The organism is Alkalicoccobacillus plakortidis (assembly GCF_023703085.1).
Classification (GTDB): Bacteria; Bacillota; Bacilli; order Bacillales; family Bacillaceae_D; genus Alkalicoccobacillus; species Alkalicoccobacillus plakortidis.
Window position 1 is genome coordinate 225,242 of record NZ_JAMQJY010000001.1, and the last position, 18,211, is coordinate 243,452.

General features: G+C 38.0%; 18 protein-coding genes, 1 pseudogene and 1 other annotated feature. Of the genes and pseudogenes, 17 read left to right on the plus strand and 2 right to left on the minus strand.

Annotated elements, in window-relative coordinates:
• Window positions 1-55: 55 nt before the first annotated feature.
• Window positions 56-1,677, minus strand: a pseudogene (serA, locus tag NDM98_RS01345) (phosphoglycerate dehydrogenase).
• A 98-nt stretch (window positions 1,678-1,775) separates the two neighbouring features.
• Window positions 1,776-1,999, minus strand: a binding site (T-box leader).
• A 119-nt stretch (window positions 2,000-2,118) separates the two neighbouring features.
• Here serA and NDM98_RS01350 point away from each other — a divergent pair.
• Window positions 2,119-3,174, plus strand: a complete 1,056-nt coding sequence (locus tag NDM98_RS01350) for a M14 family metallopeptidase (protein ID WP_251603709.1) — start codon at window positions 2,119-2,121, stop codon at window positions 3,172-3,174.
• A 43-nt stretch (window positions 3,175-3,217) separates the two neighbouring features.
• Here NDM98_RS01350 and NDM98_RS01355 read toward each other — a convergent pair whose 3' ends face one another.
• Complete coding sequence (locus tag NDM98_RS01355; protein WP_251603712.1) at window positions 3,218-3,466, minus strand: ferredoxin; 249 nt, start codon at window positions 3,464-3,466, stop codon at window positions 3,218-3,220.
• A gap of 240 nt (window positions 3,467-3,706) precedes the next feature.
• On the opposite strand from NDM98_RS01355, the gene NDM98_RS01360 reads away from it, so the two are divergent.
• The 16 genes from NDM98_RS01360 to NDM98_RS01435 all read left to right on the plus strand — a co-directional run bounded on the left by NDM98_RS01360 (window position 3,707) and on the right by NDM98_RS01435 (window position 18,106).
• On the plus strand, window positions 3,707-4,759 hold the full coding sequence (locus tag NDM98_RS01360) for a YpbB family protein (protein WP_251603715.1): 1,053 nt from the start codon (window positions 3,707-3,709) through the stop codon (window positions 4,757-4,759).
• Window positions 4,746-6,257, plus strand: a complete 1,512-nt coding sequence (locus tag NDM98_RS01365; protein WP_251603718.1) for a RecQ family ATP-dependent DNA helicase — start codon at window positions 4,746-4,748, stop codon at window positions 6,255-6,257. The genes NDM98_RS01360 and NDM98_RS01365 overlap by 14 nt, the downstream gene beginning before the upstream one ends.
• Window positions 6,254-6,841, plus strand: coding sequence for a CPBP family intramembrane glutamic endopeptidase (locus tag NDM98_RS01370; protein ID WP_251603720.1), 588 nt, complete (start codon window positions 6,254-6,256; stop codon window positions 6,839-6,841). Before NDM98_RS01365 ends, NDM98_RS01370 begins: the two co-directional genes overlap by 4 nt.
• A gap of 5 nt (window positions 6,842-6,846) precedes the next feature.
• Window positions 6,847-7,047, plus strand: coding sequence for a hypothetical protein (locus NDM98_RS01375; protein ID WP_251603723.1), 201 nt, complete (start codon window positions 6,847-6,849; stop codon window positions 7,045-7,047).
• Between the two features lie 45 nt (window positions 7,048-7,092).
• Complete coding sequence (locus NDM98_RS01380) at window positions 7,093-7,521, plus strand: DUF2663 family protein (protein ID WP_251603726.1); 429 nt, start codon at window positions 7,093-7,095, stop codon at window positions 7,519-7,521.
• A gap of 270 nt (window positions 7,522-7,791) precedes the next feature.
• Window positions 7,792-8,964 carry a M20 family metallopeptidase gene (locus tag NDM98_RS01385; RefSeq protein ID WP_251603729.1) on the plus strand — a complete coding sequence of 391 codons (1,173 nt, stop codon included), beginning with the start codon at window positions 7,792-7,794 and terminating at the stop codon, window positions 8,962-8,964.
• A gap of 73 nt (window positions 8,965-9,037) precedes the next feature.
• Window positions 9,038-9,421 carry a metallophosphoesterase family protein gene (locus NDM98_RS01390; RefSeq protein WP_251603732.1) on the plus strand — a complete coding sequence of 128 codons (384 nt, stop codon included), beginning with the start codon at window positions 9,038-9,040 and terminating at the stop codon, window positions 9,419-9,421.
• A gap of 87 nt (window positions 9,422-9,508) precedes the next feature.
• Window positions 9,509-9,838 carry a metallophosphoesterase family protein gene (locus tag NDM98_RS01395; RefSeq protein ID WP_251603735.1) on the plus strand — a complete coding sequence of 110 codons (330 nt, stop codon included), beginning with the start codon at window positions 9,509-9,511 and terminating at the stop codon, window positions 9,836-9,838.
• 44 nt (window positions 9,839-9,882) lie between these two features.
• A complete protein-coding gene (locus tag NDM98_RS01400) occupies window positions 9,883-10,782 on the plus strand; it encodes a MerR family transcriptional regulator (protein WP_251603737.1) in 900 nt (299 codons plus the stop codon).
• A 117-nt stretch (window positions 10,783-10,899) separates the two neighbouring features.
• Complete coding sequence (locus tag NDM98_RS01405; RefSeq protein WP_251603740.1) at window positions 10,900-11,499, plus strand: genetic competence negative regulator; 600 nt, start codon at window positions 10,900-10,902, stop codon at window positions 11,497-11,499.
• 594 nt (window positions 11,500-12,093) lie between these two features.
• Window positions 12,094-12,720, plus strand: a complete 627-nt coding sequence (locus tag NDM98_RS24425; protein ID WP_251603743.1) for a response regulator transcription factor — start codon at window positions 12,094-12,096, stop codon at window positions 12,718-12,720.
• Window positions 12,648-12,809: a winged helix-turn-helix domain-containing protein gene (locus tag NDM98_RS01415; RefSeq protein ID WP_251608864.1), complete on the plus strand. Its 162-nt coding sequence runs from the start codon at window positions 12,648-12,650 to the stop codon at window positions 12,807-12,809. Before NDM98_RS24425 ends, NDM98_RS01415 begins: the two co-directional genes overlap by 73 nt.
• Entirely contained in the window at window positions 12,793-14,244 is a 1,452-nt protein-coding gene (locus tag NDM98_RS01420; protein ID WP_251603746.1) for a sensor histidine kinase, read from the plus strand. The genes NDM98_RS01415 and NDM98_RS01420 overlap by 17 nt, the downstream gene beginning before the upstream one ends.
• Entirely contained in the window at window positions 14,241-15,284 is a 1,044-nt protein-coding gene (locus NDM98_RS01425; protein WP_251603748.1) for a LolA family protein, read from the plus strand. Before NDM98_RS01420 ends, NDM98_RS01425 begins: the two co-directional genes overlap by 4 nt.
• 95 nt (window positions 15,285-15,379) lie before the next feature.
• Complete coding sequence (locus NDM98_RS01430; protein ID WP_251603751.1) at window positions 15,380-16,306, plus strand: D-alanine--D-alanine ligase; 927 nt, start codon at window positions 15,380-15,382, stop codon at window positions 16,304-16,306.
• A 537-nt stretch (window positions 16,307-16,843) separates the two neighbouring features.
• Entirely contained in the window at window positions 16,844-18,106 is a 1,263-nt protein-coding gene (locus NDM98_RS01435; RefSeq protein WP_251603754.1) for a Glu/Leu/Phe/Val family dehydrogenase, read from the plus strand.
• Window positions 18,107-18,211: the final 105 nt, after the last annotated feature.

An 18,211-nucleotide genomic window follows, 5' to 3' on the forward strand; every position in this document is an offset into this window, starting at 1 on the left:
GTAATAAGACGAGTCTAATTTATAACAGTAACTTCGTTTTTCACGGGCTCCTATATTAACATTCAATTGTTTCTGCAAATTGGATTTCATCAATTTGAAGTAGACCGTCAATGACTTCTTGGTTAACCAGTTTATCGACGGTTACTAGCATAATGGCTTGCCCGCCTTCTTCTTGTCTTCCGACTTGCATCGTAGCAATGTTGACATCGTGTGTTGCCAAGAGTTGCCCCATTTTTCCGATTACACCTGGTTTATCATTATGCTGGATATAAAGGATATGACCTTCAGGAACAAAGTCAACTGAAAATCCATTCATATTCACAATTCTAGCTCCATATTCCTTAACATATGTTCCTTGAATGGAAAATGAACGATCTTCTCCTTTCACAACAGCATGAATAAGGTTCGCATATCCGTATGAATCTGATACGTGTTTTTCCCCAAAACTGATGCCACGTTCTTTAGCAATTAAAGATGCATTGACGTCATTTACTGCTGCGTCTACTCTTGGCTGAAGGAAACCAGCCATTAAGCTCCGGGTTGTAATTGTGGTTTCAAAGTCAGCAACATTTCCACTGTAATGGACATCGATCTCTTGAACAGGTGTGCGCATAACTTGTGAAAGAATGTTCCCCATTTTTTTTGTTAATTGATAATATGGTTTTACTTTCTCATATACTTCTTTTGAGAGAGTAGGTAAATTGATGGAATTTGTTGCAGGTGATCCTTGAAGAAAATGAAGCACTTCTTCAGAAACCTGTGATGCTACGTTTAATTGAGCCTCTTTTGTAGAAGCTGCGATATGTGGTGTAGCTATAACATTGTCGTAATCAAGAAGGTCCCGATCCGTTGCTGGTTCTTCAACAAATACATCAAGTGCAGCACCAGCTACATGTCCAGTTCCGAGATAGTGTTTTAGTGCTTGTTCATCGATGATACCGCCGCGAGCACAGTTAATTAAAAAGACACCAGGTTTAGTTTTGGCTATATTTTCCATACCTAAAAGTCCTTTTGTTTCTTTTGTAAGCGGAGTGTGAACAGTAATAATATCAGCCACAGCTAATACGTCTTCTACAGAACCAAGTTCCACACCTAACTTTTCAGCACGGTCTTTTGTTAAAAATGGATCAAACACTAGAAGTTTCATCTCAAACGCTTTTGCTCTTTGTGCAATTTGAGTACCAATTCGTCCAAAGCCGATAATACCTAATGTTTTTAGACGAAGTTCAGAGCCTTGATATTTGCTACGATTCCACTGGCCAGCTTTAATTGATGCATTTGCCTGAGGGATGTTTCTAAGTAATGAACTCATCATCGCAAACGTATGCTCTGCTGTCGAAATCGTGTTACCGTCTGGAGCATTTACAACAACAACACCGTGTTTAGTTGCGGCGTCAAGATCTATATTGTCAACTCCAACACCAGCCTTGCAACTATTTTTAAGTTAGGCATTTTCACTAACAAATCTTCAGTAACAGTGGTTGCGCTTCGAACAAGTAATGCGTCAAATCTCGATAAGTCATCCACTTCGTCTACATTCTGCTGCACACACTCAACTAGATTGCTTTCGAGCAAGGGCTGTAAGCCTTCTTTGCTCATTGAGTCAGATACTAAAATGTGATAAACACCGGTTGCATTCTTTTCATTTGTTGTCTCTGCTACCACTTGCTGTTCCATTCTCTTGTCCACTCCCTTTAAGATACTGTAATGCTTTGTCGCGGCGCTGTGAAAGCGTCAAACTATCAAAAAAACTCCGCCCCTCACAACAATTTGTCGTGAGGGGCGGAAGTCCGCGGTACCACCCTCATGATATGAACATGAATGTCCAACTCTACTGGAGAATTTCTCCAAAGACGATAACGGGTTAACCCGAATACACCTACTAAAAGTTCAATGTATTAACTCGGAAGGGCTATCCAAAAAGGCTCTTACTGACTTTCACCAACCGTCAGCTCTCTAAAAAGAGATTCTTTTTTTCATTCTTCCTCAATGTTTTTATTCATATGAATGATTAAAAGTTCTAATTGTAAGATAACTTATCACACTCGAACTGTAGCTGTCAACAGACCAAATGTCTAGAATAAACGTAATAAATATAGACAAAAGGAGTGAACGTAAATGGTAACATACACAGTACGTAAGGGTGATACTGTTTCATTAATTGCCTATAAACACCGTATTCGTCCTATTGATTTAGTCATGCATAACCCAATGATTCGATTTGAACTGGATTATGTGGTTCCTGGACAAAACATTACGCTTCCAGAACATGCACCATCTAATAGTAAACTTACCGAAGAAGAAGATTTATTATGTGAGTTTGGTTTACAGCAGCTTGAGGAAGACCGCTTAAGCATTGAACAATTAGGTATTAAAGCGTCTGTCATCGGTTTTTCTGTCATGGGGCAGCCTATTTATGCGTGGACGATTGGAACAGGAAAGAAAAAGTGTTTTTATTCAGGTGGTTGGCATGCAAACGAATGGCATACATCAAAATTTTTAAGTCGTTTTCTACTTCAGTGTGTTCAAAAATGTGTAACTTCGGATCATTGGCATGGATATTCCCTCGTAGAGATCTTTAAGAATATTCAACTGCATATTGTTCCAATGGTTAATCCAGATGGAATTGATTTAGTTTTGCAGGGTGTGTATGAAGATCACCCATATAAAAAGCAAATAGTCGAGATCAATCAAGGAATGTCTAGATTTAATCATTGGTCTGCTAATATACGTGGAGTCGACTTAAATCATCAGTGGCCAGGGTGGGAAAAGGAGGCACAAGGCAGTCCGACTAAGCCTTGGCCACGACATTATGGCGGTCCTCATCCTTTATCAGAACCAGAATCGATTGCTATTTTTCAATATGTAAAAAAAATAAAACCAGATTATGTGTTGGCCTTTCACTCGCAGGGGCAGGTTATATACTGGGGATACCGAAATCTCGAACCACCGGAAAGTAAGGAAATGGTGAATAAGCTTTGCCAAGCAAGCTCATACTCAGCCATTCACACAGCTGAAAGTGATGCAGGATTTAAGGATTGGTTTATAAAGGACACCCGTAAATCAGGCTTCACAATTGAGGTGGGTACAGGCACGAACCCTCTCCCTGCACAATCATTTACAGAAATATGGACAAATAACGTCACACTTGCTTTAAAAGGATTAACTCTTTAAACAAAATAAAAAAGGCTTCCCCAAGAGGGGATAGCCTTTTTTTCTATTCGTACTTTAGTGCATCTCCATCAAATGATTCATCTGCAACTTTAATGGATTCAGTTGGACAACCTTCGTGAGCGTCAATCAAATCTTCTTCTAATTCTTCCGGAACCGCAGTTGTTCCAGCATTATCATCGAGAATGACAAATGCAATGCCTTCATCATCATAATCGTAAATATCTGGAGCTGCAGCACCACAGGCGCCACAAGCGATACAGGTATCTTTATCTACAATTGTATATTTAGCCATTTAAATAAACCTCCATTTCAAGCGAACTATCCTATCTAGACTGTATGTCGTTCATAGGGAGTGTATTTTCTTTATCTATTGTAAAGTCTACCCGTTATTTTTTCAACTGAATCCGATTAAGAAATAAGAGAAACCATTGAAAAGACAAGAATATCCTCGAAATTACTACTATTTTCACTATCACTTTAAGAAATTTGGTACAATAGTAAGAATAGGTTTTAGCAAAATGGGGGACCAAAGATGAAAGAAGAGTTGCTTCTGACAGTCTTACACGCATTCAAAGGAGAGCGGACAATATATGGTGCGCTCCATATTTTGCAAGGGACAAAATCAGCCCAGGCTATTCAAGACTGTCACTTTTTTTCACTGTTTTCCTATTATCATCTGTTTCCTAAGATAACGAGAGCAGAAGTAGAAAGCTTAGTTAAACGGCTTGAAGAAAAAGGCCTACTAAACGTAACAGAGGACGATCGGGCACAGCTGACAAATAAGGGTATAAATCACACTCTACAATTTTTACAACGTCATCCATTTCTTAAACAACTAAATGGTTGGAAGTACCTTCGGCTAACAGAGTCTTTTTGGCTTCGACTTACACTACTTATCCAAACATTTACTCATCTTAAAGTAGGGCATACTCAATTTATTCCGCTGACATCAAATAAAGAAATTCAAGTATGGGTAAAAAAACAAGTGCGAAACCAACACGAACAAGTTGACCTAGTTTTAGAAAATGTATACTCAGATATTGCTGGATTTTTGCATACGTGTACGGAAAAACAAGCTCAAACCTTTGTGATGCAGCTTAGTTCACCAGTCCAAATTGGTCTGACTCTTTTTCAAACAGCTGCAAAACTCAATTTGGAGTCTGATCATATCACGATATTGCATAAGGCTACTTTACATAAACTATTTGATGCGTTACATGAAGGTGCCTTTCCCGCTCTTTATCCGTGTATGGACGGAATAGAGAAACAGTATTTCACCACTGAAACAGCGGCAAAAACAGCACATTTAATTAAACAGGGATTAACCATTGAGCAAGTTGTTCGTAAGAGAGAATTAAAGCGGAGCACAATTGAAGATCACCTTGTTGAGCTTGCTCTCTACGACTCTTCATTTTCTATTAAACCGTATCTAACCGCTGATGATTACCACACGATTGTGAAGGTATCTAAAAATCTTGATACGTTTAAATTAAAACAACTAAGAACTCACCTAGGTGATCAGTTCAGTTATTTTAAGATTCGGTTAGCACTCACTCGAAAGGATTCCTCCTATGGACCTTCATAAGGAACTAAAACATTGGTTTGGATACTCAGAATTTAGAATGGGGCAGAAGGACATTATTGAATCGTTATTAAAAGGTCAAGATGTTCTCGCGATGCTTCCGACTGGAACAGGGAAGTCGATTTGCTATCAGCTACCAGGATTTTTATCAAACGGCTTAACAATTGTTGTATCGCCGCTACTTTCTTTAATGCAGGATCAAGTCCAGGAATTAAAAAGTAATGGATTAAAACAAATAGCTGCACTCAACAGTATGGTTTCGAATGAAGAGCGTCAGTTTGTTTTAAATCATCTTCACGATTATCGGCTCCTTTATCTTTCTCCAGAAATGCTTCAATCTGAGTATGTGTTGTCGAAACTCAAACAAACAAAAGTCAGTTTTTTTATAGTGGATGAAGCTCACTGTATTTCTCATTGGGGGAAGTCATTTAGAACGGATTATCGTAAGTTGGCGCCTGTCAGAAGAGCTCTAGCTAATCCACCTTGCCTCGCGATTACAGCAACGGCAACAGAGGTGGTCAGAGATGATATTCGAGAACAACTACAGCTGAATAATGTTCAAAGTTATATATACAGTGTAGATCGACCAACGATTGCACTTGATATCAAAGAAACAAGTTCAAATAGTACGAAGCTAAAAGAACTGAATGAGTATGTACGTTCCTTAGAGGGGCCAGGTTTAATTTATTTTCAAACTCGCAAGTGGGCTGAAGCAGCGTCGAGCTATCTTCAACAACAAGGTCACGCAAATGTAAGCTATTACCATGGAGGTATGGTGCATGAAGATCGACTATTAATTCAGCAGCAGTTTATGAAAGATCAGTTAGATCTTATTTGTTGTACTAGTGCGTTTGGTATGGGGGTTAACAAGTCAAACATCCGTTATGTCATTCATTTTCAGCCCCCACTTGATCTAGAATCGTTTCTTCAAGAGATTGGCCGTGCTGGACGTGATGGTGAAAATAGTCTTTCCTTGCTTTTATATAGCGCTGAAGACCGTCAAATGGCTAAAACAATGATTAAAAAAGATCTTCTTGATAAAAGTCAATTGATACACATCCTCTCTGCATTATCAACTGGTGGTAAGTTGACCTATGCGGAAGAAAAGTTAATTTATTTACCTGTAAATTGTTCAGATACAGCTTATTCCGTATTACGTTATCAGCTTGAAATGGAAAACTACGTGATACGTGATCAATGGCAATCGTTTGATGTTCAGACGGTCTATCCAAAAATAGAAAAAGCACTTACTGAATATGGTCAGGTATTAGAGCAGAGATTGAACAAAATTTGGGAGTGGATTGAGTCCAATAGCTGCAAGCGACAACAGATCCTTCGTTATTTTGATGAGATTATGCAGAGTAGACCAGATGCATGCTGTTCTTATTGTGGCTTAGATCGTCTAGAATTAACAAATTCTAAGGTGCACAATCAACAAGCTTCTTCTTTTGAATGGGTAGATCACCTAAATTATGTTTTTCTTAAAGGACACCAACAATGAACGAAAAACGAAGTACAATTGAGAATATGCCAACTAACATTCTTTATTTAAATGCGTATCTGACTCAGCTGTTTCTGCTATGCGTGTCGGGTATCCTTATTTGGTTGTTTTATGATTCAGTAGCAAATGTCTTTTTAATCCGTATGTTTGATGTAAGTCAGGCTATGATTTTAGGCAGTGCTTTTGCTATTGGTATCATGGTGTGTGAGTGGATTTTAATGAAACGTGTAAGCAAGGACGCACTTGATGATGGTGGGATTAACAAACGTTTATTAGGTCAGATGTCGTTGATTCATATGGTATTCTTTTGTTTATTTGTGAGTATTGTAGAAGAGCTATTATTTCGAGCTGTACTTCAATCTCTAATTGGGTTAATTGGAGCAAGTCTTTTGTTTGCAATCGTTCATGTACGATATGTAACAAAACCAATTTTATTTAGTGTCATGATTGCAGTGAGTTTTAGCCTTGGTCTACTTTTTCATTGGACTAATAATATACTAGCGCCAATTACAGCACATTTTTTGATTAATTTTATATCGGGTTTGTATATTAAATTTTCTAATAAGCCACATTTGGAAGGGTGATTTACTTGAGTTCAGCAGAAAAAAAAACACGGTCAACACATTTTGATGATCAGGAGACTGCATCACTTCCGCCTCGTGGTGAGGTTGGACAGCGCAAGAGACAACGACGGAAAAAAGCATCCGCATTCCCGTTAGCTAAGATCTTGTTAATTTTATTTTTATTACTTGTTGGGTTAATGATCTTTTTTGGTCCTCGATTGTTCTAAGTTGTAAGTAGGCTCATAAAATGAGTCTAAAAGGGGACAACATATATGAGCGTTCATCTTGAATTAAAGGACAACCCCGTTGCAAAAGTGATGATCGATGAATTAATCGTTCGTAAAAAAAAGCTTGATACTATGGAGAAACTAAAAACCAGAACCTCTATTAGTGTTATCGTTGTCAGTGTAGCATTATTATTATTCGGATTTAATTGGACTGGATATGGAGTATTGGGATTGCCTTTTTCAATAAATGGTTCATTTGGTATTATCCTTTTTTTGTGTTCGGCGCTTGGCGTTGCAAGGTTACTTCACTTAAACAAAAAAACAGATAAGGCAGATCAAGAGTTTGAAGAGTTAAGAGAAGAATTTATTCAACGCTCAGAAGACTTTTGGAAAGAAGACCATCAGTGGAAAAAAAGAGAATTCACCTTCAATCAATTATTAAAAAAATATGATATTAACGTATTTTATCGATAACAGGGGTGATCTAGTAAATCGGCTTTGACAAGCGCTTAATAGATCAGCTAAACTAGATGTAAGATGATGTTAGGGAGTGATCAATTATGTCAATGGGTCAATTTTTGGCAGTTCTTGGTTTTGGGGGACTAGCGGTTATACTTGCACTATTCATGGCTATTGGTTTATTGAAACTGTCACAGAAAACAGATTAACCAGGTTGATACTCTAAAGCAGGGTATCAGCTTTTTTTCATATATTCTTGTAAATCACCTGAGGAGGAATACATAAATGAGTACAATATTTAAACGCTTAGAAGAGTTATATCCAGAGATGGTTGATATCAGAAGGAAACTACATGCTGAACCTGAACTTTCTTTTCATGAAGTGAAAACACCGGCATTTATTGCTAACTATCTAGAGGATCTTGGGGTCGAGGTAAAACGGGGTGTTGGTGGTCGAGGTGTAGTTGGTTATATAAAAGGCGAATTGCCAGGTAAAACCGTAGCATTACGCGCAGACTTTGATGCACTACCTATTCATGAAGACACTGGATTAGACTTTTCATCTAATGTGCCTGGTGTGATGCATGCTTGTGGACATGATGGTCATACTGCCACACTTCTTGTCTGTGCAAAAGTACTAATGGAACATCGTGATCAGCTAAAAGGTACAATTGTTTTAATTCATCAATTTGCAGAAGAACTAGCTCCTGGTGGTGCTATTGAAATGATTAAAGATGGTTGCCTTGAAGGAGTCGATGTGATCTATGGAACGCATCTCTGGAATCCGCTTCCTTTAGGTGAAGTTGGGTACCGTTCTGGACCAATTATGGCTGCATCCGACCGGTTTGAAGTAACGATACAAGGACGAGGTGGACATGGAGCGGCACCTCACGAAACAATTGACGCAGTTACTGTAGGATCATCTGTGGTGCAAAATCTGCAACATGTTGTTAGCCGACAAGTAGATCCACTAAAATCTGCAGTTGTCACAACGGCTTCATTTCAGGCAGGTGGACCATTTAATGTTATTGCTGATACTGCTGAGCTCATTGGAACCGCTCGTAGTTTTGAAGAAGATGTTCAAGAACTAGTAATCGATAAAATGGAGCAAATGATAAAGGGTGTATGTGAAGGAATGGGGGCTAGTTACACATTTAAGTATGTAAAAGGCTACCCTGCCGTTGTAAATGATGGATTTGAAACCGAGCGATTTGCAAAGGTTGCAAAAGAAATTCATTCACCTGAACTTGTTGTGGAGACAGCACCAGTTATGGGTGGAGAAGATTTTGCTTATTACCTTAAAGAGGTGCCAGGAACCTTTTTCTTTACTGGATCAGGAAACCCAAGTGTTGGAGCAGATTATCCACACCATCACCCTAAGTTTACATTTGATGAACAAGCCATGCTATTAGCAGGGAAATTGTTAGTTCAAGCTGCGATAACTTATCAAGATCAATAAGATACTAATCATATTACGGGCATTTGTCGCGTGTGTATTGTATATTGGATAAGTAAGAAAAGAGGAGAGACTGTTGAAATGGTTCCCTTTAGTGCCGCTAGCAGGTTTGCTTGCGATTCCACTTTTTAAACGGATGTATGCTACTGCGCATCTAAATCGATTAGTAAAACAAACGATATATTTGGAAGAACTGCCCGCAGATTTTGATGAGTATAAACTGTTTTTTATCTCAGATGTTCATCGACGTGTCATTTCAACTGAGCTGTTAGATGAGGTTGGTTCATGCGATATGGTTATCATTGGAGGAGACTTATTAGAAAAAGGTGTGCCATTAAAACGAATTGAGCAGAATCTACGTTCTTTAGCCTCATGTGGTCCAACTTATTTTGTATGGGGCAATAATGATGTAGAGATAGATGAAGATACAGTTCGATCCATTCTTCATGCTGCTGTATAAAAGAATTAAATAATTCAACAGATCTGATAAAGAGAAATAATAATAGCATGTTGGTAGCTTGGTGGAATAGAGCCTACAGAAGCTGATATGTATACGGATTTGTTAAATGAAGCATCTAAAAGCGAATTTTCAATGTTTGTTTGTCATTTTCCGGAGGCATTTAAGCAATTACCATATGATCACCCTTTTTCTTTTTTGCTTGTTGGTCATACGCATGGTGGACAAATTAGAATATCAGGTTTAAGCGTTGCTCCACATGGTTCGATTAAAAAAGTTGGAGATGCAGTTCATTTTGTGAGTAATGGATATGGTACGAGTAAACTTCCTTTACGATTAGGCGCATTACCGGAAACGCATTTATTCACACTAAAATCAGGTCCAACCTCAATTAAAAGTCCGATTGTTTATCATTTTTAAGAGCTGAATAAACAAGTTGTCTATGAGCTTGGAGGGGAACGAATATGACTACATCAGATGGGAAATATAATATTAAGGCCATATCCACTAAGCTGGGTATCCAACCTGGTACTTTACGCGCCTGGGAGCGTAGATATAAAGTGATACAGCCTACCCGTAATGCTGCAGGCCATAGACTATATTCTGAACAGCAGCTTCACGTCTTAAACTGGCTTATAGACAAAGTTGAACAAGGTTTTACAATTGGACAAGCGGTTGAGTTACTGGTTTTAGATAAAAATAAGTCGAGCTCCAACATGTTTAAGAAAGAAGAGGATTATGCCTCTCAATTAGCATTTGACATACAAGAGGCTTTATTACATTTTAATGAGTCCGAAGCCTCGCAGCTGTTGAATAAGGCGTTTAGCATTTATAGCATTGAAAAAGTGGCTAGTGATATATTGGGTACTGTATTTAGAAACGTTAAAAAAATGAAATTGAATAATAAAGTGACAGCTGCACATGAATATATTACTATCTCTTTTATTGAGACAAAAATTAAACATATTCTTGTCAATCTTCCAGTTGATGGTCGTCTTCCGAAAGTTGTAACATTTTTATATGGATCCCAGAAACAAAATAGCTTGCAATGGTTACTTTATACATTGTTTCTAAGACATAAAGGGTTTGAAGTCATTCATTTAGGGGAAGGAATTTCCTTTGAGGATGTCGAATTAGTCTTGCGAGAAATAAAACCAGGATTATTCTTTTCCTTCTGTCAGAGAGAAGAGCAAATAAACGAACTTACCCATTTTACACGTTCTATGCAGACGTTATTCCCTGAAATGAGTGTAGGGATTGGCGGAGAAGGCTGTTCACAAATTGCAGACTCACATTGTTCTTTAATAGGGTCCAATCAAGGTGAATGGGAGGAATGGATCAACAATTGGTTTATCTCTTCATAATGCATGAAAGAAGGGCTTTAAAATAAGCACCATATGACGCTTGTAAACATACCGTATGATATGAGAAACGGTTTTTGCGGTTATGAGTAATGGTTTCGTGATAAGGGAGGGACCAATATGCGTCTTGAACGTTTAGCTGTAGATAAATTTAAAGTGTTTCTAACTTTTGACGATATGCATGATCGTGGCATTACAAAAGAAGATTTGTGGCAGGATGTTCCAAAAGTTCATGATTTATTCCGTGATATGATGCTAGAAGCAGATGATGAGCTAGGGTTCAAAGTAGATGGTCCTATCGCTGTTGAAGTATTTGCGATGCCAGCTCAAGGTATGGTTTTTATTGTTAGCAAAGGCCAAGCTGATGATGATTTTGATGATGAAGGTTTTGAAGAAGGCTATATTGAAATGCAGGTTACACTAGATGAAACAGATGAAATATTTTATGAATTATTTCATTTTGAAGCGGCTATTGGTTTAGCCTCAAGACTTTATTCGTTTGGAGTAAAAGGCGGGAAATTATACTCTTTTCAAAATCGCTATTTTATCAAATTTGATGAATTTGAAATAGAAGATGTGAATGAAGGGGCATTTATTTCCTTATTAGCCGAATTTGGTAATCCGTCAACGATCTCGTCATATAGAGTGGATGAATACGGAAAGCAACTAATGGCAGACAATGCTGTAGAAAGTTTATATCATTACTTTATAAAGAAATAGCAGCTAGGACAGTCATGTTTTAGCTACCACACTAACCGAACCATTATGTTGTTTCACTCACATAATGATTCGGTTTTTTGTCATTGGAGGCTACATTAATTTTGGCTAATTGTAAGCATAGTTGAGCTACTTTCAAATAAGCGAAGTTCTATAATAGTTGCTCGATTAATTTAAATTGTTCATCTGATTATTCAATCTTCTCGTTAGGTCAAAATTAATTCCTTATTGATATTCTATTATTTTTGCAACGAAGATCTGCTTTAAGTAATCAAGTACATAAATCCTGTAAAAAGTTTTGATGCTCCCAACTAGCGGACGGGATGGGGGAGGCCGACTCCAGTGGGATTTACGGGCAGTGTTGAAATGATTTGGCAAAGCCAAATTAGGCGGGCGCCCGCCCACGGAAAGCGTGCCCCCCATTCCGGGAGCGGAGTTCCTGCAGATTCCCCTTTTCTATGACTTATGTTTTTTAGCTTTTCTGTTTTACACTTACGTCCCATATTTCATTATTTTGGATTAAACCGAATAAATTTCAAAAAAACCAAGTCGAATGAATTATAATTTGCTAAAATGTAAAATGAGGTGAATATACAATTGGATAATTCTATACTGATTATTGAAGATGATGCAGAGATTGCAAAGATCATACAAGACTACCTAGAAAGAGAAGGATTTTCAGTTGTTTGGCAAGATGCAGGAGATAAAGGCTTAGCAACTTTCAAAGAACATTCTTTTTCATTAGTTTTGGTAGATCTAATGCTTCCTGGGAAAAATGGATTTGAAGTTTGCCAAGAAATTAGAGAATCGAGCGATATACCAATTATTGTTGTTAGTGCAAAACAAAGTGACCTAGATAAAATACATAGCTTGGGAATTGGAGCGGATGATTATGTAACAAAACCATTTAGCCCCTTAGAACTTGTTGCTAGAATTAGAGCACAAATTCGCCGATATCAAAACTATGAATCTAAGCTACATCAACAAAATCAAAGAGAGTTGGTTTTTCAAGATGTAGTCGTCGATCAGAGTGGTAGAACGGTCTCAATTGGTGGAAATTATGTTCCTATGACCGCTAAAGAATATGAGTTATTTATTTTTTGGCTAAAAACCCTGGTCGAGTTTTTACGAAAGAGCAGCTGTACAGACAAATTTGGAATCAAGCTGATTATGAAGATATTCGTACGGTCACTGTTCACATTAAAAATATTCGCCATAAATTAAAAGATGGAAAGAAATTTCCTAAATATATAGAAACCGTTTGGGGTGTTGGGTACAAATTTATAGGACATCAACATGAGTATACGACTTAATTTATATATCATTTTAATTATCACGGCGATTGCACCTTTTATTGTCACTTTACTTTTCTATTTTCAACTAAATGAATGGTATAAACACGAACAATCTGATTCCAAGATAGAAGCTATGGTGAGAGTGAATGAGTTAAGTGCTTTTATGGGTAGTCATAGCGACTTGGTTCATCGGGTTGGTACATTAAAAAAAGCTGTAAGTGATGAGCTTAATCAAAATGAAAGTGTAACGGTATACTCAGATAACTTCAATCCACTATTTACAACAAAGGATCATGCCATTTCGTCTGAAAACAGAAATCCTAATCAAGTGATGAGAGGATTATTTGAACTGAAAACAACGATTAGGGGTCATACATATAAAGAACCAATTTTTAATGAAGATCGATCGATCCTTGCTTATTTTGTTGTGGAAATTGAACGTACGGCCGTAGAAGAAAAAACGCAAGAGACATACTGGTTGGCTATCATAATCTTCATTTTTGCTTTAGTAGGTACAATTACATTGGTTCACTTTTGGTTAAAACGTCGAATGATCTTTCCGATAAATTATTTACTCGCTGAAATGAGAGGGATCGGACAAGGAACGTTACATGAGGACGCACAACTACTAAAAAAACAAAAGGGTGAAATGGGTCAATTAATTGCTGGATTTCGCGATATGAATAGTCGACTGATAGAGGCGAAAGAAAATGAAGAAGAAGAGATTGCCAATCAACAACGTTTAATTGCTGCAATCTCTCATGACCTTCGTACACCACTTACCTCTATTCGGGCTTACGCAGAGGGTATGGGTATACATCTTGATAAACAAGAAGATTATGCACAAGTTATTCTTTCTAAAACTGCTTTTATGCAAAAGTTAATTGATGATTTGTTGGCTTATTCTGCGATTCAGGCCTCAAGCTTCACATTAGACCGAACAGAAGTAGAAGCAGAAGAGCTAGCAGAATTGTTAGTAGATGGCTATGAAGAGCAGGAGATGGGTGTTGAATTTTCATCTACGATTGCGGTTGAACCGGCAATGGTTAATTGTGATGTCAATCGCTTGATTCAAGTAATTGATAACTTAGTAATGAATGCCGTTCGATATTCTGATGAACGTGGGGAAGTATCTATCCTCATTACGAATAAGGGTTCATTTCTACCGACATTTGTATCATATTCACCAGATCGCCTTTATTTTATTGTCACTGATCGAGGACGAGGTATTCCTAAAGAGGAGCAAGAAAGAATCTTTTCCTCCTTTTATCAAATTGAGCATGCAAGGAAACAAAACAAATCAAGTGGAGTAGGCTTAGGTTTATCAATTTGCCAAGAGCTTGTTGAAAAACACAATGGAACCATGCATGTTTACTCAAAAGGCATAGGAAGTACATTTTATTTTTCAATTCCAACTTTGAATGATGGAAATAGAGAGGATGAAGAGCTATGAAACGATTGTTAACACTTATTCCTGTATGTGTTCTTCTTACAGGGTGTTTTCAAGAGATGAAAGCAGAGGACATTTTTTATGAGGTGTTTGAGAATGATGAAAACCAACAAACGTATAAGATTGAATTCACAACAAAATCAGATGGTGAAGATCAAAATAGCGCATTTTTAGAATGGAGAGATGAGGATGGCAACTATCGATCTGAATCGTATGAAAATGATGAGATAAATTTTATTAGTGTACGCAAAGATGGGAATTCATCACATAAGGATTATGAGAATGAATCCATTATGTATACTAATTTTGAAGAGGATCAAGTAAACCCTTCTCCTAACCCTAGTGAGGAAATCCAAGAGATCATTAAGTTTTATAGTGGTGATTTTGACATTAAATTAATCGGCACGGAAGATATTCTTGACCGCAAAACGTATCACTTACGATTTGATGTGAAAGAAGAACATAATATCGGTATGATTGGTGAGATTGATCTTTGGGTTGATTCAAGTACATGGGTAATTCTAAAGGAAACGATAAAAGATGGAGAAACCTTATTTGAGAGAGAAGCCAAAAACTTCGAAACACTGTCAGACTTTCCAGAGGGAATCTTTGAATTAGATAACGATGAGGGTTTCACTGAAGATGATTTTGAGGATGAATTCCAATCAGAGCCTACTACTTTAGAAGAAGCAAGTGAAACATTTCCAGTTCCTTTTCTTATTCTCAATGAAGATTTTGACTTTGAATCAGGAAATATAAGACCTGATTACATGTTTGATGACTACTATACATTGCAGTTTGATTTTAGAGACGATCGTGGTTTGATTGACGTCTATATTGAACATGAGTGGGGACTTGAAGATATTCTCGGTCTTGCAATAGAGACCACCGTTCGCGATCAACCTGCGCTGTTGATAGACGAAGAATCCTTACTTTCTGTTAATTGGCAGGAGAATGGCTTACAGTATTTACTTACATTCAATGGTGATTACACGAGAGAAGACGCGGAAAATATTATCTCTGATATGGAATTTATGGAGTAACCAAAAGATATTAGTTGATTTTTGACGTGACAAGTTTCACTATTAAGGTTGGTGAATAGAGTAAAAAAGAACAGCTAGGCAGGAGAGTGGATGAAATGAAAGTAGCCGTATTATATGGTGGAATATCAGCAGAACGTGAGGTGTCATTGTCTTCAGGTAAGGGGATAATGGATGCTTTAACAAGTAAAGGGCATGAGGTCAGTGGAATCGATTTTCATCCTGAGCGATTACAGGATGTCATTGAATTAGATGTAGATATCGTCTACATTGCGCTTCATGGACGATTTGGTGAAGATGGTAAAGTGCAAGCCTTACTTGACTTGCTTAATATTCCTTATGTTGGGTCTGGTGTTCAAGGATCTGCGCTTGCATTAGATAAAGCAAAGTCAAAATTGTTCTTCCATCAAGAAGGTACACGTGTAGCAAAAGAACAAATTTTATATAAACACACATTCTCTGAAGAGACATTTAAACTTGAGTTGGACTTCCCAGTTGTTGTTAAACCGAATTTAGAAGGTTCAACAATCGGATTAACAATCGCTGAAGATGAATCCACTTTAAAGGTTGGTATTAAACAGGCATTTGAATTCGATCAAACCATTATGCTTGAGGAATTTATTAGTGGGAAAGAAGTAACCGTTGCGGTCCAAGGGGCAAAAGGAGAAGAACAAGCCTTACCTGTCATTGAAATCGTTCCAAAAAATAAATTCTACGATTATGAAGCGAAGTATGCAGTTGGTGGAAGCGAGCATATTATTCCAGCAAGATTAAGTGCGGAACAAACAGCCTATGTCCAAAAACACGCTGTACGTGCGCACCAAACATTAGGATGCGAGGTTTACTCCCGTGTTGACTTTATCGTACCAGAAGACGAAACACAGCTTCCGGTTATCCTTGAAGTAAACACACTTCCTGGAATGACGCCAACAAGTCTATACCCAGATGCAGCCAAAGAGATTGGCCTTTCATACGAGGATATGGTTGAAAAGCTTATCCAACTATCATTAGCAAAACGTAACTAAAAGAAACATTTCTGAATGCCTGTGAGAATAAATTTTCTCGCAGGTGTTTTTTTGTGCTGAAGATAGAAGAACATCTGGAATCAGCCGAAAAAAATTGTACGAGTGAGCAGTACCACAATTCGATAATCACGATACATCCACTGGAAGAAATCACAAGAGATAAAGTTCTCATGAGCGGAGATGGAAATCTTAAGAGCGAATCTGCAGTCCCCATGAGCGGAGAACTCCAACTTAAGAGCGGCCACAGCTCCCTATGAGCGGAGAAGGAAATCTTATGATCGAATCCGCAGTTCCCATGAGCGGAGAACCCCAACTTAAGAGCGAAAACATTTCACCTTTCTGCTAGCAGGGCAGAAGCAAAAGTTCTGATAACAAGCTAAAATATTGCTATTAGACGATTCTAAAAAAACTTTTGATAGATTATCTAGAAAAAATCCTCAAAATGGTGGAAATCTAACACGTTGTTCATTATAGTTAGGAGGAGAGGCTTGCTTGGGAAAATAAAAGCAAGCGATACACAGCTCAGAGGTGAAAGAAATGGATGATTATGACAAACAGATTGATCAGCTTGATGTACTAGGATCGACTCAAACAGTTGTTAAACAAGCACTAACAAAGCTTGGCTATCCCAATGAAATGTATGAGTTATTAAGCGAGCCACTACGGATGCTAACAGTTCGTATACCTATCCGTATGGATGATGGATCCACCAAAATTTTTACCGGGTATAGAGCTCAACACAATGACTCTGTAGGACCAACAAAAGGTGGGGTTCGGTTTCATCCAGATGTAACCGAACGCGAAGTAAAAGCATTATCGATTTGGATGAGCTTAAAAGCAGGTATCGTGGATCTGCCTTACGGTGGAGGAAAAGGTGGGATTGTTTGTGATCCTAGAGAAATGTCATTCCGCGAGCTTGAACGATTAAGTCGAGGCTATGTAAGAGCAATCAGTCAGGTTGTAGGTCCAACAAAGGATATACCAGCACCAGATGTATTCACGAACTCGCAGATTATGGCGTGGATGTTGGATGAGTACAGTAAAATTCGTGAATTTGATTCTCCGAATTTCATTACCGGTAAACCTTTAGTTCTTGGTGGTTCGCACGGTAGAGAATCGGCAACCGCACGAGGTGTTACAATTTGTATTAACGAGGCAACAAAAAAAGTAGGAATTGATCTAACTGATGCAAAAGTTGTGATCCAAGGTTTTGGTAATGCAGGAAGCTTTTTAGCTAAATTCCTCCACGATGCAGGTGCAAAGGTAGTTGGAATCGGGGATGCGTATGGTGCACTTTACGAGCCGGACGGATTGGATGTTGATTATCTATTAGACCGTAGAGATAGTTTTGGAACAGTTACAAAACTATTTAAGAACACGATCACAAACGAAGAACTACTTGAGCTTGATTGTGATATCTTAGTTCCAGCGGCAATTGAAAATCAAATTACAAAGGATAATGCGCACAACATTAAGGCATCTATTATCGTCGAAGCTGCTAATGGTCCAACTACTATGGAAGCGACTGAAATTCTAGCAGAACGAGGTGTACTGTTAGTTCCTGATGTACTAGCTAGCTCGGGAGGCGTCACAGTATCATATTTTGAATGGGTGCAAAATAATCAAGGGTACTATTGGACAGACGAAGAAGTTGAAGGAAAGCTTGAAATCGTTATTAAAAATGCCTTCAATAGTATTTATCAGCTTTCCAAAACCCGTAGAGTTAACATGAGATTAGCAGCTTATATGATCGGCGTTCGCAAAATGGCGGAAGCGTCAAGATTTAGAGGTTGGGTTTAAATAGAAGTTTAAAGCAGCAAAAAGACAGTGGAGTCTCCTGATTCCGCTGTTTTTTTATTAGACCCTAATACCTGCATGGCCTATACAGAATATGCTATACTTCTT

What these genes read in the sequence shown, in the direction of transcription:
- NDM98_RS01360 (WP_251603715.1), top strand. Translation starts at nt 3,707, where the DNA reads ATGAAAGAAGAGTTGCTTCTGACAGTCTTACACGCATTCAAAGGAGAG.
- NDM98_RS01385 (WP_251603729.1), top strand. Translation starts at nt 7,792, where the DNA reads ATGAGTACAATATTTAAACGCTTAGAAGAGTTATATCCAGAGATGGTT.
- NDM98_RS01370 (WP_251603720.1), top strand. Translation starts at nt 6,254, where the DNA reads ATGAACGAAAAACGAAGTACAATTGAGAATATGCCAACTAACATTCTT.
- NDM98_RS01350 (WP_251603709.1), top strand. Translation starts at nt 2,119, where the DNA reads ATGGTAACATACACAGTACGTAAGGGTGATACTGTTTCATTAATTGCC.
- NDM98_RS01380 (WP_251603726.1), top strand. Translation starts at nt 7,093, where the DNA reads ATGAGCGTTCATCTTGAATTAAAGGACAACCCCGTTGCAAAAGTGATG.
- NDM98_RS01365 (WP_251603718.1), top strand. Translation starts at nt 4,746, where the DNA reads ATGGACCTTCATAAGGAACTAAAACATTGGTTTGGATACTCAGAATTT.
- NDM98_RS01425 (WP_251603748.1), top strand. Translation starts at nt 14,241, where the DNA reads ATGAAACGATTGTTAACACTTATTCCTGTATGTGTTCTTCTTACAGGG.
- NDM98_RS01395 (WP_251603735.1), top strand. Translation starts at nt 9,509, where the DNA reads ATGTATACGGATTTGTTAAATGAAGCATCTAAAAGCGAATTTTCAATG.
- NDM98_RS01435 (WP_251603754.1), top strand. Translation starts at nt 16,844, where the DNA reads ATGGATGATTATGACAAACAGATTGATCAGCTTGATGTACTAGGATCG.
- NDM98_RS01355 (WP_251603712.1), bottom strand. Translation starts at nt 3,466, where the DNA reads ATGGCTAAATATACAATTGTAGATAAAGATACCTGTATCGCTTGTGGC.
- NDM98_RS01430 (WP_251603751.1), top strand. Translation starts at nt 15,380, where the DNA reads ATGAAAGTAGCCGTATTATATGGTGGAATATCAGCAGAACGTGAGGTG.
- NDM98_RS01420 (WP_251603746.1), top strand. Translation starts at nt 12,793, where the DNA reads ATGAGTATACGACTTAATTTATATATCATTTTAATTATCACGGCGATT.
- NDM98_RS01400 (WP_251603737.1), top strand. Translation starts at nt 9,883, where the DNA reads ATGACTACATCAGATGGGAAATATAATATTAAGGCCATATCCACTAAG.
- NDM98_RS01405 (WP_251603740.1), top strand. Translation starts at nt 10,900, where the DNA reads ATGCGTCTTGAACGTTTAGCTGTAGATAAATTTAAAGTGTTTCTAACT.